Annotated in this window: 13 protein-coding genes; 4 read left to right on the top strand and 9 right to left on the bottom strand. The window is 63.9% G+C overall.

Going from position 1 to position 13,216, the window contains the following annotated elements:
* The first annotated feature begins 9 nt into the window (after positions 1-9).
* The 3 genes from FJ527_RS10745 to FJ527_RS10735 all read left to right on the top strand — a co-directional run bounded on the left by FJ527_RS10745 (position 10) and on the right by FJ527_RS10735 (position 2,714).
* Entirely contained in the window at positions 10-486 is a 477-nt protein-coding gene (locus tag FJ527_RS10745) for a DUF992 domain-containing protein (protein WP_023770564.1), read from the top strand.
* 91 nt (positions 487-577) lie between these two features.
* Complete coding sequence (locus tag FJ527_RS10740) at positions 578-1,060, top strand: DUF992 domain-containing protein (protein ID WP_140618787.1); 483 nt, start codon at positions 578-580, stop codon at positions 1,058-1,060.
* 217 nt (positions 1,061-1,277) lie between these two features.
* Entirely contained in the window at positions 1,278-2,714 is a 1,437-nt protein-coding gene (locus FJ527_RS10735; protein ID WP_140713326.1) for an MFS transporter, read from the top strand.
* Positions 2,715-2,738: 24 nt separating this feature from the next.
* Here the strand turns inward: FJ527_RS10735 and FJ527_RS10730 are convergent, their stop codons facing one another.
* The 8 genes from FJ527_RS10730 to FJ527_RS10695 form a co-directional block, all read right to left on the bottom strand.
* A complete protein-coding gene (locus tag FJ527_RS10730) occupies positions 2,739-3,428 on the bottom strand; it encodes a response regulator transcription factor (RefSeq protein ID WP_140713324.1) in 690 nt (229 codons plus the stop codon).
* Positions 3,425-6,160: a sensor histidine kinase KdpD gene (locus tag FJ527_RS10725; protein WP_140713322.1), complete on the bottom strand. Its 2,736-nt coding sequence runs from the start codon at positions 6,158-6,160 to the stop codon at positions 3,425-3,427. The genes FJ527_RS10730 and FJ527_RS10725 overlap by 4 nt, the downstream gene beginning before the upstream one ends.
* Positions 6,161-6,217: 57 nt before the next feature.
* Positions 6,218-6,781, bottom strand: coding sequence for a potassium-transporting ATPase subunit KdpC (gene kdpC / locus FJ527_RS10720; RefSeq protein ID WP_140713320.1), 564 nt, complete (start codon positions 6,779-6,781; stop codon positions 6,218-6,220).
* An 11-nt stretch (positions 6,782-6,792) separates the two neighbouring features.
* On the bottom strand, positions 6,793-8,886 hold the full coding sequence (gene kdpB / locus FJ527_RS10715; RefSeq protein ID WP_140713318.1) for a potassium-transporting ATPase subunit KdpB: 2,094 nt from the start codon (positions 8,884-8,886) through the stop codon (positions 6,793-6,795).
* Positions 8,883-9,098, bottom strand: coding sequence for a hypothetical protein (locus tag FJ527_RS10710; RefSeq protein ID WP_140713316.1), 216 nt, complete (start codon positions 9,096-9,098; stop codon positions 8,883-8,885). Before FJ527_RS10710 ends, kdpB begins: the two co-directional genes overlap by 4 nt.
* 7 nt (positions 9,099-9,105) lie before the next feature.
* Positions 9,106-10,809 carry a potassium-transporting ATPase subunit KdpA gene (gene kdpA, locus FJ527_RS10705; RefSeq protein WP_140713314.1) on the bottom strand — a complete coding sequence of 568 codons (1,704 nt, stop codon included), beginning with the start codon at positions 10,807-10,809 and terminating at the stop codon, positions 9,106-9,108.
* Between the two features lie 20 nt (positions 10,810-10,829).
* A complete protein-coding gene (gene kdpF, locus FJ527_RS10700; RefSeq protein ID WP_015315765.1) occupies positions 10,830-10,919 on the bottom strand; it encodes a K(+)-transporting ATPase subunit F in 90 nt (29 codons plus the stop codon).
* A 369-nt stretch (positions 10,920-11,288) separates the two neighbouring features.
* A complete protein-coding gene (locus tag FJ527_RS10695) occupies positions 11,289-12,008 on the bottom strand; it encodes a Crp/Fnr family transcriptional regulator (RefSeq protein WP_140713312.1) in 720 nt (239 codons plus the stop codon).
* 219 nt (positions 12,009-12,227) lie between these two features.
* Here FJ527_RS10695 and FJ527_RS10690 point away from each other — a divergent pair, with 219 nt between their 5' ends.
* On the top strand, positions 12,228-12,464 hold the full coding sequence (locus FJ527_RS10690) for a hypothetical protein (RefSeq protein WP_140713310.1): 237 nt from the start codon (positions 12,228-12,230) through the stop codon (positions 12,462-12,464).
* 107 nt (positions 12,465-12,571) lie between these two features.
* Here FJ527_RS10690 and FJ527_RS10685 read toward each other — a convergent pair whose 3' ends face one another.
* Positions 12,572-12,874, bottom strand: a complete 303-nt coding sequence (locus tag FJ527_RS10685) for a DUF982 domain-containing protein (RefSeq protein WP_140713308.1) — start codon at positions 12,872-12,874, stop codon at positions 12,572-12,574.
* Positions 12,875-13,216: the final 342 nt, after the last annotated feature.

The following is a 13,216-nucleotide window of genomic DNA, read 5'->3' as shown; positions in this document are numbered from 1 at the left end:
GACCCTCCCATGATCAAGAAACTCGTCTGCGCCGCCGCCCTTGCAACGACTATGTTCGCTGCCGCCCCGGCCAGCGCCGGCAGGTTGCAGCTCGGCACGCTCGACTGCACCATCGATGGCGGCACCGGCTATCTCGTGACCTCCAACAAGGGCGTGTCCTGTGTGTTCCGGCCCTATCATCACGGGCCGTCTGAAATTTACACCGGCGTCATCTCGAAACTCGGCGTCGATCTCGGCAAGACGCACCAGGGCCAGTTGGTCTGGGCGGTGTTTGCCGCGACCCGCGACCGTGACGCGGGCGACCTTGCCGGCAGCTACTACGGCGTCAACGCCGAGGCGAGCGTCGTCACCGGTGGCGGCGCCAACTTGCTGGTCGGTGGCTTCGACAGCGCCTTCATGCTGGAGCCACTCAGCGTCCAGGCGCAGACCGGCGTCAACCTGGCGGTCGCCGTCACCTCGCTGGAGCTGATCCACTCGCTCAAGTGATTGCACGGAGCCACGCGCTCCACGACCCCTCACCCTGCGGCGCGGAACCAGATAGTATGGTTCCGCGCCGTTTGATTTTGAGGGGACCGCCATGTTCAGGACAGCCATCGCCGCTGCCGCGACCACGATCATGCTTGCGGGCGCCGCACGAGCGCAGGACCAAGGTATCGAACTCGGTGCGCTTGAATGCGCCATTTCAGGCGGCACCGGCTTCATCTTCGGCTCGAGCAAGGATTTGAGCTGCACCTTCACCCCGGCCGACAGGAGCTTCGCGCCGGAAGCCTATTTCGGCGCCGTCAACAAATACGGACTCGATATTGGCACGACCAAGCAGGCGGTGATGCGCTGGCTGGTGCTGACGCCGCTGAAGAACATCTACGCGCCGGGTGCATTGGCCGGTGACTATATCGGCGCCAGCGCCGAAGTGACCGCCGCCGTCGGCGCCGGCGCCAATCTCCTGGTCGGCGGCTCCTCGCAGGCCTTTACCCTGCAGCCGCTCAGCCTGCAGACGCAGACCGGCATCAATCTCGCCATCGGCGTCAGCCAATTCCAGTTGCGCAGCACCGAGAATTGACTGGACCATAAGGGCGGCTTCCGCAGCGAAATTGAGAGGCTTCGCGAACGTCTGCAAAAAAGCCGCTTGAACTCAACCATACTTGAGGTTTTAGAAGCCTGCCCTTGGGTAGGCAGCGCCTGGTACGGCGCTGTCGATCCTTATGGTCCTGCCGGAAGCCCGCACTGGCCTCTGGCGCCATGCGCTACAAGCGAGATAGGCAAAGGCAGGGGTGAACATGACTGAAATCACCAGCAACAAGGTCGACTGGCGCGCATTGTGGGCAAGCGGCGATCTCGCCCGCTTCTGCTTCATCAGCCTCGGCATCCTGCTGCACGCCACCAATGAGACGATGGTGGCGACGGTCATGCCGGCCATGGTCGGCGAACTGGCCGGCGTACAGCTCGTCGGCTGGTCCCTGGCGATCTACGAACTCGGCGCCATCGTCGCCGGTGCCGCCGCCGGACGCCTGGTGAGTTATGTTCCGCTGCGCACCAACATGGTGGTCGCGGCCCTGCTTTATGCCGCCGGCGCGCTGATCTGCGCCACCTCGCCCTCAATGCAATTGTTCCTTGCCGGCCGCTTGATCGAGGGCCTCGGCGGCGGCGCGCTGGTGTCGCTGGCCTTCGTATCGGTCGAGCGGCTGTTTTCGCGTGCCATCTGGCCGCAGCTTTTCGGTATCATGTCGGCTATCTGGGGCGTTGCTGCTTTCAGCGGCCCGTTGCTTGGCGCTGTTATGACCGAATTGCTGTCCTGGCGCTGGGCCTTCGGCGTCTTCACACTCGGCGGCACCGCCATGGCGCTGGCAAGCTTCCTCGTACTCAACACGCCGGAGGCGAAGAAACCCAGCACGAGTGCCGGCAAGGCACCGCCCTTCCCTTTCGTGGCGCTTGGCTGCCTTGCCGTCGCCGTGGTGCTGATCGCCTCGGCCGGCGTCGACATCGCCCTGTTGCGTTCCTCGCTGCTGATCGTGCTAGGCCTGACGGGCCTCGCGCTGTTTTTCTACGTCGATGCGCTGAAGCCGCGCTCCAGGCTGTTCCCGGCGCGGCTGTTCTCCTGGCGCACGCCGGTCGGCGCCGGCATGACGATGGTCGCCGCCTTTTCCATCGCGACCTGCTCCTTCGGCGTCTACGGGCCGCTGCTCTTGACCAGCCTGCACGACATTCCGCTGCTGACCACCGGCTACATCATTGCCGCCGAATCGATCGCCTGGTCGATCCTGTCGATCCTCGTCGCCAACGCGCCGCCGCGACGCGAAAGGCTGATCATCGTCTGCGGCGCGCTGATGATCGCGGCGGGCATCGCCGGCTTCGCCTACACGATACCGCTGGGCTCGATCCCGCTGATCCTGGTCTGCGCCCTGCTGCAGGGCGGCGGCTTCGGCATTGCCTGGCCGTTCCTGACCCGCGTCATCGTCGCCTCCGCACCGGACGACGAGCAGACCATCGCCTCGGCGGCGGTGCCGACCATGCAGCGCATCGGCTATGCCGTGGGCGCCGCTATTGCCGGCATCGTCGCCAATGCCAGCGGCTTTTCGCAAGGCCTGAATCACGACGCGGCGGCCAATGTCGCGAGCTGGCTGTTCCTTGCCTTCGTGCCGTTCGGCATTCTGGGCTGTCTCGCCGCCTTGCGGATATCGGCGGCGGCAAATCGGCCTCTGGAGGCGATCGGCTGACGCAGGTTTATCGGACAGGCTATTTCACTCGACACGCAGGCGATAGCCGACACCGGTCTCGGTGGTGATGTAGCGCGGCTGGTCGGGGGTTTTTTCGATCTTCTGCCTGAGCTGGCGGACATAGACCCTGAGGTACTGCACGTCTGTCGAGTCGTCCCAGATCTGCTTCAGGATGAAGTGGTGGGTCAGCACCTTGCCGGCATGCTGCACCAGGATGCGCAGTATGTCGTACTCTTTCGGCGAGAGCTTTACCTCCCTGTCCTCCACCTTGACGACGCGCTTGACCAGATCGACGCTGAGGTCACCGCTCTGGAATATCGGCTTCTCACCCTGTTGCTGGAACTTGTGGCGCAGCGCCACCCGGATGCGTGCCACCAGTTCGTTCATGCCGAACGGCTTGGTGACATAGTCGTCGGCGCCGAGTTCGAGCGCGCTGACGATGCCGGCCTCGTCGGTACGGCTGGAGAGGATGACGACGGGAACGTCGACGCCCTCCTCCCGCCATTTGCGCAGGAGTTCATGGCCCCCCATGCCGGGCAGGCCGAGATCGAGCAGCACGAGATCCGGCGTCTCCTGTTCCATCAGCTCGATCGCCGCCTTGGCGTTCGGCGCCTCGCTGACCGCGTAACCCTGGCTGCCAAGGCCGACCCGCAGCAGCTTGCGGATCGGCGGCTCGTCGTCGACGACCAGTATCCTGACATTCGAATTGGTCATCGAGGCTGATCCATGCCGGGCTCGTCGCCGCGGTTGCCGATATCGCGCGCTTGCGCCGGCACCGGCATCCTGATGGTGAAGGCGCCACCGGGGCGGTCGGTCCGGTTGGCGGCCGCGATCGTGCCGCCCATCGCCTCGACGAAGCCACGGCAGATCGACAGGCCGAGCCCGGTGCCGGCGCGTACCTGATCGCCCTTGCGCACCCGGTAGAAGGTATCGAAGACACGTTCCAGGTCCTGCGCCGGAATGCCCGGTCCCTCGTCCATGATCCGCACGATGACGGAGCCATTGTCGGCCCAGGCCTGGACGCGGATCGTCGAGGCGGGCGGCGAATATTTCGAGCCATTGTCGAGAAGGTTGAACAGGACCTGTTCGAACAGCACGGGATCGAGCCGCAGCATCGGCAGGTCGGGCGGAATATCGACCTCGATCTTGTGCTCGCTGGTGATCTTGCGGGCACGGTCGAGCGCCGTGCCGACGATATCGCCGACATAATGGAGGGCGTAGTTCGGCTCCATCGCCCCGGATTCGATCTTGGTCATGTCGAGCAGGTTGGCGATGAAGCGGTTCAGCCGCTCCGATTCGTCGATCACGGTCGACAGGAGCTCGGCCCTGTCCTGCTCGGGGAGGTCGGGCGCGAATTCCTTGAGCGTGCCGGCCGCGCCCATGATGGCGGCGAGCGGCGTTTTCAGGTCATGCGAAATCGAGGTCAGCAGCGCCGAGCGCAGCCGGTCGGCTTCGGCCGCGAGCTTGGCGCGGTCGACATCGGCGACGAGCTGGATGCGTTCGATCGCCACCGCCGCCTGATCGGCCAGCGCGTCGAGCAGCCGCTGCTGCTCGGGCGTCAGAAGCGGGCCCTGCTTGTCATTGTCGAGGCCGATGACGCCGATTGCGGTGCGTCCCGTGCGCAAGGGAAGATAGAGGCGTTTGGCGCCAGGAAGCGTGTCGGCGCCGCGTCCGGCGGCACGGTTGTGCTCCCAGGCCCAGCGTGCGGCGGCAATGTCGGCCTCGGCCAGCGTGTCGTCGGGCGGATAGCCTGCCTTGACGGTGATCGTGCCGTCTTCCGGCAGCAGCAGCACCACGCGCACCTTCAGCATCGAGGCGATCTGGAAGGCGGTGGCCCAGAGCACGTCGTCGAGCGTGCCGGCGCCTGCGAGCTTCTTGGAGAACAGATAGATGTCCTCGGTTGCCCGCGCCCGCGAGCGGGCGGCGGCGGCCTGACGCTGCACGCGCGCCGTCAGGTTGCTGGCGATGACGGCAACGGCGACGAAGACGGCAATCGCGACGATGCTCTCGGGATCGCGGATCGTCAGCGTGTAGCGTGGCTCGAGGAAAAAATAGTTGAAGGCAAGGACACTGAGGAAACAGGCGTAAAGCGCCGGCCAGAGACCACCAGCCACCGCCGACGTCAGCACGGAGAGCAGGAAGACGATCGCCAGATTGCGAACGTCGAGGAACTGGTCGAGAACGGTGCTGACGGCCAATGATCCGGCAACGTAAGCCGTGGCGAGCAAATACGGCTTGGCCTGGAAATGCCTTTCCTCGGCTGCCGCGTTCACTCTCCTGGAAGACGTTTCGGTGTCCCGCTCCGTTCCGGAGATGACATGGACGCTGATGTCGCCGGCATTGCGGATCAGATCATAGGTGAGCGACCCTTCGATCAGTTCGCGCCAGCGCGACCGGGTCGGCCTGCCGACCACGATGTGGGTGAAATTGTTGGCCGTCGCATGGCGAACGATGTCCTGCGCGACGCTCTGGCCCGGGATGGTCGTCACCTCGGCACCGAGCTGCTCGGCAAGGCGCAGCAGTGTGGCGAGCCTGTCCTTGTCATCCTCGGACATGCCGGCGGAGCGAGGCGTGTCGACATGAAGCGCCGTCCAGGGTGCACGAAGCCTGTCGGCCAGCCTGCGTGCGTAGCGAATGCGGGCTGCCCCGCCCGAACGGGCATCGACGCAGACAAGAACCCGCTCCCCCGCCGCCCACGGACCCTGGATGGCGTGGGACTGCATGTGGTTGAGCAGTTGCTCGTCGACGCGCTGGGCGGTACGGCGCAGCGCCAGTTCCCGCAACGCCGTCAGATTGCCAGGCGAAAAATAGTTCTCGACGGCACGCTGCGCGGTGTTGGGGAAATAGACCTTGCCCTCCTCCAGCCGCTTGATCAGGTCGTCGGGTGTCAGATCGATGATCTCGACATCATCCGCCTGGTCGATGATGGAGTCTGGAACCGTCTCGCGCACCCTGACCCGGGTAATCTGGGCGACGACGTCGTTCAGGCTTTCGACATGTTGGATGTTCAGCGTCGTATAGACATCTATGCCCCGCGCCAGGATTTCCTGGACATCGAGATAGCGCTTGGGGTGGCGGCTGCCGGGCGCGTTGGTGTGGGCGAGTTCGTCGACCAGGACCAGCACCGGACGCCGGGCAAGGATGGCATCGATATCCATCTCGTCAAGGACGCGCCCCTTGTAGTCGACCCTGCGGCGGGCAATGACTTCATACCCCTCGACCAGGGCCTGTGTTTCCTTGCGGCCATGCGTCTCGACCACGCCGATCACCACGTCGGCACCGTCGGCCACCCTGGCACGACCCGACATCAGCATCTCGTAAGTCTTGCCGACACCAGGTGCCGCGCCCAGGAATATGCGCAGACGGCCGCGCCCTTCCCGCACGGCATGCTCTAGCAGCGCGTCGGGAGATGGTCTGTTTTCGACGTAGCTTCTGTCGTCCGGCATCGGGTCCGATCATGAATGGCGCCGGGGACCGTGTCGATCCCCGGCGCCAGACATCACCTACTTCGCGGCATCCAGCGCCAGGTTGAGGGCCAGCACATTAACCGCCGGCTCGCCGAGCACGCCCAATTCCCGGTCCTCGACCTGGCCGTCGACGAGCGCCTTGACCTTGGCCTCGTCGATGCGCCTTGCCTTGGCCACGCGCGGAACCTGGAAATAAGCGGCCTCGGGACTGATCTGCGGATCAAGGCCACTGCCGGACGTCGTCACCAGGTCCATCGGCACCGGCTGGTCCGGGTTCTCAGACTTCAGCTTTTCCGCGTCGCCCTTGATGCGCTCGATCAGCTTCGGGTTGGTCGGACCGAGGTTGGAGCCGCCGGAGGCGCTGGCATCGTAGCCGTTGCCGGCAGCCGACGGCCGTCCGTGGAAATACGTGTCGCTGGCGAAAGCCTGGCCGATCAGTTCGGAGCCGATCACCTTGCCGCCCCTCTCGATCAGGCTGCCATTGGCCTGGCGCGGGAACAGCGCCTGGGCGATGCCGGTCATGCCGATGGGATAGACGAGCCCGGTCAGCACGGTGAAGAAAACGATCATGATGATCGCGGGTCTGATCTGCTTGAGCATCGGAATGATCCTTATGCAAGGCCAAGGGCGGTGACGGCCATGTCGATTGTCTTGATGCCGACGAACGGCACGACGATGCCGCCGAGACCGTAGACGAGAAGGTTGCGGCTGAGCAGCGCACCCGCGCCGATCGCCCGGTACTTCACACCGCGCAGCGACAGCGGGATCAGCGCGATGATGATCAGCGCGTTGAAGATGATGGCCGACAGGATGGCGCTCTGCGGTGTCGCCAGATGCATGATGTTGAGCGCTTGCAGCGGACCTGTGGTCTGGCCGGGCGCGACGTAGAAGACGGCGAACATGGCCGGGATGATGGCGAAATACTTGGCCACGTCATTGGCGATCGAGAAGGTAGTCAGCGAGCCGCGGGTCATCAACAGCGCCTTGCCGATTTCGACGATCTCGATAAGCTTGGTCGGATCGCTGTCGAGGTCGACCATATTGCCGGCCTCGCGAGCAGCGACCGTGCCGGTGTTCATGGCGACGCCGACATCGGCTTGCGCAAGGGCTGGCGCATCGTTGGTGCCGTCGCCGCACATGGCGACCAGTTTGCCCTTGGCCTGCTCGTCGCGGATCAGCTTCAGCTTGTCCTCCGGTGTCGCCTGGGCAAGGAAGTCGTCGACGCCGGCTTCGGCCGCGATGGCGGCTGCCGTCATCGGGTTGTCGCCGGTGATCATGACCGTGCGGATGCCCATCTTGCGCAGCTCGGCGAAACGCTCGCGGATGCCGCCTTTGACGATGTCCTTGAGGTGCACGATACCCAGCAGGCGCCCGTCCCGCTCGACCGCCAGCGGCGTGCCGCCGGATTTCGCGACGTCGTCGGCGATCGCCTGCAAATCCCTGATCGTGTCGCTGTTCGGGCGCGTCGCGCGGCTGGCCGATGTCGTCTGGCTGACATGGGCGAGCACGGAATCGACCGCGCCCTTGCGTACCGACGAACCGTCGATGTCGACGCCGCTCATGCGGGTCTGCGCGGTGAAGGGCACGAAAGCAGCATGCAATGTCGCCATGTCGCGGGCACGGATGGCATACTTCTCCTTGGCCAGCACCACGATCGAGCGGCCTTCCGGCGTCTCGTCGGCGAGCGAGGCAAGCTGTGCCGCGTCCGCCAGTTCCTGCTCGCTGACGCCCTTGACCGGGCGGAATTCCGTCGCCTGGCGATTGCCGAGCGTGATGGTGCCGGTCTTGTCGAGGAGCAGCGTGTCGACGTCGCCGGCGGCTTCGACGGCGCGACCCGACATGGCCAGCACATTGAAGCGCACCAGCCGGTCCATGCCGGCAATGCCGATGGCCGACAGCAGCGCGCCGATCGTGGTCGGGATAAGCGTCACGAACAGCGCGACGAGCACGGTCACCGAAATATAGCCACCCGAGTAGTGGGCAAAGCTCGGGATGGTCGCTGTGGCCAGCACGAAGATCAGCGTCATGCCGACGAGCAGGATGTTGAGCGCGATCTCGTTGGGCGTCTTCTGGCGCTCGGCGCCTTCGACCAGCGAGATCATGCGGTCGAGGAATGTGTGGCCCGCGGCGGCGGTGATGCGCACGCGGATCCAGTCCGACAGCACCTGCGTGCCGCCGGTGACGGCCGATCGGTCGCCGCCGGATTCGCGGATCACCGGCGCGGATTCGCCTGTTATCGCCGCCTCGTTGACCGAGGCGACGCCTTCCACCACCTCGCCATCGGACGGGATGATGTCGCCGGCCTCGACGAGAACGATATCGCCGACCTTCAGGCTGGTGCCGGGTACCAGCTTGAACCTGGTGCGGTGCTCGCCGGTCAAAAGCTTGGCCTGGGTTTCGGTGCGAGCCTTGCGCAGCGAATCCGCCTGCGCCTTGCCGCGCCCTTCGGCGACGGCTTCGGCGAAATTGGCGAACAGCACCGTGAACCACAGCCAGATGATGATCTGCAGCGTGAACAGCAAATCACCGCCGCCGGTGACGAGGTCCTTGACGAACAGCACCGATGTCAGCGCCGAGACGACGGCGACGACGAACATCACCGGGTTGCGGGCCAGCGTGCGCGGATCGAGTTTGCGGAAGGCGCCGCCGATGGCGGGCCACAGGATGCCGGCATCCATGATGCTGGCTGACTTTGACTGGCTCATTTTGAAGCTCCGGCTTCAGTGTTGGTGTGCGGCGGCGATTGGTCGGATACCGAAAAAAGATGAGGAAGCCCGTAGGCCAGCAGCCAAAGCGCGATCATGGCGGCGGCAAGCCCAAGAAACGTCGACATGGTCGGGAAGGGAGGCGGCAGCCCCTCCTTCCCCGGATTGGCCCGATGCCTGATACTGCGGCGCTTGTTGCTGAACCAGGACATGTCTGCCTCAGAATGTCTGTCCATGGATCATCGCCAGGTGCTCGACGACAGGTCCGACGGCGAGCGCCGGGAAGAAGGTCAGGCCGCCGACGATGACGATGACGCCGACCAGCAGCCCGACAAACAGCGGGCCGTCGGTCGGGAAGGTGCCGGCTGAGGCGGGGACGGTCTTCTTCGCCGCCAGCGCGCCGGCGATGGCAAGCGCCGGGATGATGACCAGGAAGCGGCCCATCAGCATGCCGATGCCGAGCGTGATGTTGTACCAGGGCGTGTTGCCGCTGAGGCCGCCGAAAGCCGAACCGTTGTTGGCCGCCGCCGAGGTGTAGGCGTAGAGAATCTCGGAGAAGCCGTGCGGCCCGCCATTGGCGATCGACGCCACCGCGCTCGGCAGCACCACCGCGATCGCCGTGAAGATCAGCATCGCCAGCGGCAGGCACAGGATCGCCAGCATCGCCATCTTGACCTCCTTCGCCTCGATCTTCTTGCCGAGATATTCGGGCGTGCGGCCGACCATCAGGCCGGCAACGAAGACGGCGATCAGGATGAACATCAGCATGCCGTAGAAGCCGGCGCCGACGCCGCCCACGATGACCTCGCCGAGTTGCATGTTGATGAGCGGAACCATGCCGCCGAGCGCGGTGAAGCTATCGTGCATGGCGTTGACCGCGCCGCAGGAAGCGGCCGTCGTGATGACGGCGAACAAAGCCGAGAGCGCGATGCCGAAGCGGGTCTCCTTGCCTTCCATGTTGCCGCCGTCGATGCCCAGCGCATGCACCAGCGGATTGCCCGCGGCTTCCGCCCAATAGCAGACAGCGACGCCAACGATGAACAGCACGCCCATCGAGGCGAGGATCGCCCAGCCCTGGCGCTGATTGCCGACCATGCGGCCGAAGACGTTGGTCAATGCGGCGCCGACGACGAAGATCGACAGCATCTGGATCAGGTTGGAGATGGCGTCGGGATTTTCGAATGGATGTGCGGCATTGGCATTGAAGAAACCGCCGCCATTGGTGCCGAGCATCTTGATGGCGACCTGCGAGGCCACCGGCCCCAGCGCGATAGTCTGCTTGACGCCCTCAAGCGTCGTGGCGTCCACGTAAGGCCCCAACGTCTGCGGCATGCCGAGCCAGACATAGACCAGGGTGAGCACGACGCAGAGCGGCAAGAGCACATAGAGCGTGGCGCGCGTCATATCGACCCAGAAATTGCCGATCGATCTTCCGGAAGCGCGGGCGAAGCCGCGGATCAGCGCGATTGCAATGGCGATGCCGGTGGCGGCCGAAACGAAATTCTGGACCGTCAGCCCGGCCATCTGCACGAGGTAGGACATCGTGCTTTCGCCGCCGTAGTTCTGCCAGTTGGTGTTGGTCGTGAAGCTTACGGCGGTGTTGAAGGCGAGCGCTGGGTCGACCGCGCTCATGCCGGCCGGATTGTAGGGCAGACTGCCTTGCAGGCGTTGCAGGACATAGAGCAGCAGGAAGCCCGCCAGGTTGAACATCAGGAGAGCCACCGCATAGGTGGTCCAGTGCTGTTCTTCCCGCTCGCTGGTTCCGCAAATGCGGTAGAGCCCGCGCTCGAGCGGGCCGAGGACCGGTGAAAGCGGTGTGCGATCGCCATTGAAGACGCGGTGCATGTAGAAGCCAAGCGGCTTCACAAGCAAAACGAGGATCCCGCAAAAGACCAAGATCTGTATCCATCCGTTCAGTGTCATGGCTGTGGCTTTCCGTGCCTTCAGAAGCGTTCTGGACGAATGAGCGCGTAGGTGAGGTAGGCGAGCAGGAACAAGGTCACGCCACCGCCGAGGATGTAATCGACAAGCATGATTCGATCCTTCAGCTTAAATTCTGTCGCAAGCTTTGACGTAGACGATGGACAGGCCGAAGAACAAAACCCCGATCCCAAGAACAATAATGTCCATTGTGCTTTTCCTTGCTTCCAGTTTCTACTGTTCGCCTGCCAAAGACAGGTCGGCAATACCGTGAGACGGCGCACTGCACTGGGCGGCGTCCGAGGGCTTTTGCTCGACGTGAATATGACCCGATCGCCATAAAGGTTCGAGACGGGGCGGATGGGAAAGAAATAGGAATTCTATAAAGGTTTCCGGCGCGGCTCGCCGTCGAAGAGCAGCTCGTCGACGCGGATTGCCGGGAAGGATATGCCGCCGCGCTTTGCGGCCTTGCTGGGAACGCTCTACCGCGGCTCCCGCGTCAGGCTGAGATAGGTCGGATCGAACTCGGCGATTTCCTGGAGCCTGTGCCAATCCAGGATGGTCACCGTGTGATTTGCCCAAGTGACGACGCCGACTTTGCGCAAGGCGCCGATGACGCGGTTCATGTGTACGACGGAAAGACCGAGCACATCGGCCAGCTCGGCCTGTGAGAGCGGCAGGTGAAAGCTCATGCCGTTGGTGCGCTGCACCACCTGCAGCCGTACGAAAAGCTCACAGAGGAGATGGGCCAGGTGTGAGGTCTTGGAGCGGCGGCCCATCGCCACGATCCACTCGCGATGGATGGCGCCGTCGACCAGCGTGTCCAGCCACAGCAGCCGCGTCAGATGCGGCGCTTCCTCGGTGAGGGCGCGAAGCCGGCTGTGATCGGCGAACATCACATGACAGGGCGACATGGCAACGATGCCGTGATCCATCGTCTTCAGGAGGAAGGCATGGAGATCGACGAAATCGCCAGGCACCTGCAGCGAGGTGAACTGCCGGCCGCCATTCTCGAGCACCTTGTAGCGCGCTGCCAAACCGTCGAGGATCAGGGTCGAATAGGTGGGCCGCGCGCCCGATGCGACGATATCCTGCCCGACCGCGAAATGCCGCTCGAAAGTCATGGCCTCAGCCAGCAGCGCCTTTTCGGCATCGGAAAGCGCGTCGTGCTGGGCGAGATTCAGATACAGGGATTCCAGCACCGCTATCTCCAGCGAAAGGGCTCAGAGCCGATCGCCAACTGTCGAAAGCAAGGGGCGGCTACCGAAGCACTAGGTCGTCGGGCGCCGGCGGGCATTAACATTTGTTAGAAGGCGCTTATTCGCCAACGAAGATCATCTCTGATGGAACAACGGCTTAGCCCGCGAATTGTCGATCAAGTCTCTTTTGGGACATTCATCAGCTCGGGATCCGGCCGCATCATGCCCAGATACTTTCTCGACCTTTACAATGGCGATGGCCTGACGGTGGACGACCATGGTCAGGTGTTCGACACGCGCGAGCGTCTGCGGCAAGAGGCAATTCTCATCCTGCCCGACATCATTCGCGACGAGATGATCGAAAACGACCGAACGGCCATTACCGTGAAGGTGCGCGACGAGAGCGGGCGCCAGATCTTCGAGGCATCGCTCGTCATCTCATCGAGCTGGTGCGATTGACCGCGGCCCCTCCGCAAGATGGAATGGAAAGCTCGGCTCGGAGGGCCAAGCCGGGCTTTCGGGGGAGCGGCCGTACGAACTGGCCATCGCAATGACAGCTCGAACGATCAGGCGGCGTAGCCGCCATGGCCTCGTGCGACGGCGCGCGCCACGATGACCTGCTCGATCTCGGGCCAGAGAATACCGGTGGCTTCCGCGAATTCAACAAGCGCATGGCGCGCCTCGTCCCTCGTGATGCAGCCTTCCAGGGCCAGGCTGCACGCCTCGACGGCATTGCGATAAAGCGGACCACGTCGGGAGGTCGTCCAGTTGGTCAGGAAATCGTGCATTTCGGCCAGCGAGGCGATTTCGCGCTTGAAGCCGAGACCGACGGTCAGTGCGACGGGCGGATGAAACAACTTGTCATACATGAAGCGGGCTCCTGATTGGACGCGGGTTCTCGGAGAAAATCCTGGCGGGGATCTATGATGAGACGCCGGGTAACGCATCGCGAGCCGGGAGGTTCCGGAGCAAACAGGACCGTTTGCGGAACGCACGCCTGAGTGCGCCGGAAATCTTGCATCCTGATCCACCGGCCATGGCTGCTACTCCGTCGGACCGGCGAGAAGACGGATTAAGGTTCGATAGTCGAGATGCTAGTATGCTAGACTGCACCCAGAAGCGCCCGGCGAAAAGTGCCCTTCCCGAGAGATGGGTGACAGTTCATTCCGGATAGATGGGTTACACTTTCGGCCCTTTGCAAGGAGAGCAAG

Origin of the sequence: Mesorhizobium sp. B2-4-18, assembly GCF_006441385.1 — a bacterium.
GTDB classification, from domain to species: Bacteria; Pseudomonadota; Alphaproteobacteria; order Rhizobiales; family Rhizobiaceae; genus Mesorhizobium; species Mesorhizobium australicum.
This window is presented reverse-complemented; position numbering and strand designations above follow the sequence as displayed.

Excerpts from the sequence above, each read along its gene's own strand:
- FJ527_RS10745 (WP_023770564.1), top strand. The coding sequence starts at position 10 with ATGATCAAGAAACTCGTCTGCGCCGCCGCCCTTGCAACGACTATGTTC.
- FJ527_RS10740 (WP_140618787.1), top strand. The coding sequence starts at position 578 with ATGTTCAGGACAGCCATCGCCGCTGCCGCGACCACGATCATGCTTGCG.
- FJ527_RS10735 (WP_140713326.1), top strand. The coding sequence starts at position 1,278 with ATGACTGAAATCACCAGCAACAAGGTCGACTGGCGCGCATTGTGGGCA.
- FJ527_RS10730 (WP_140713324.1), bottom strand. The coding sequence starts at position 3,428 with ATGACCAATTCGAATGTCAGGATACTGGTCGTCGACGACGAGCCGCCG.
- FJ527_RS10725 (WP_140713322.1), bottom strand. The coding sequence starts at position 6,160 with ATGCCGGACGACAGAAGCTACGTCGAAAACAGACCATCTCCCGACGCG.
- kdpC (WP_140713320.1), bottom strand. The coding sequence starts at position 6,781 with ATGCTCAAGCAGATCAGACCCGCGATCATCATGATCGTTTTCTTCACC.
- kdpB (WP_140713318.1), bottom strand. The coding sequence starts at position 8,886 with ATGAGCCAGTCAAAGTCAGCCAGCATCATGGATGCCGGCATCCTGTGG.
- FJ527_RS10710 (WP_140713316.1), bottom strand. The coding sequence starts at position 9,098 with ATGTCCTGGTTCAGCAACAAGCGCCGCAGTATCAGGCATCGGGCCAAT.
- kdpA (WP_140713314.1), bottom strand. The coding sequence starts at position 10,809 with ATGACACTGAACGGATGGATACAGATCTTGGTCTTTTGCGGGATCCTC.
- kdpF (WP_015315765.1), bottom strand. The coding sequence starts at position 10,919 with ATGCTTGTCGATTACATCCTCGGCGGTGGCGTGACCTTGTTCCTGCTC.
- FJ527_RS10690 (WP_140713310.1), top strand. The coding sequence starts at position 12,228 with ATGCCCAGATACTTTCTCGACCTTTACAATGGCGATGGCCTGACGGTG.
- FJ527_RS10685 (WP_140713308.1), bottom strand. The coding sequence starts at position 12,874 with ATGTATGACAAGTTGTTTCATCCGCCCGTCGCACTGACCGTCGGTCTC.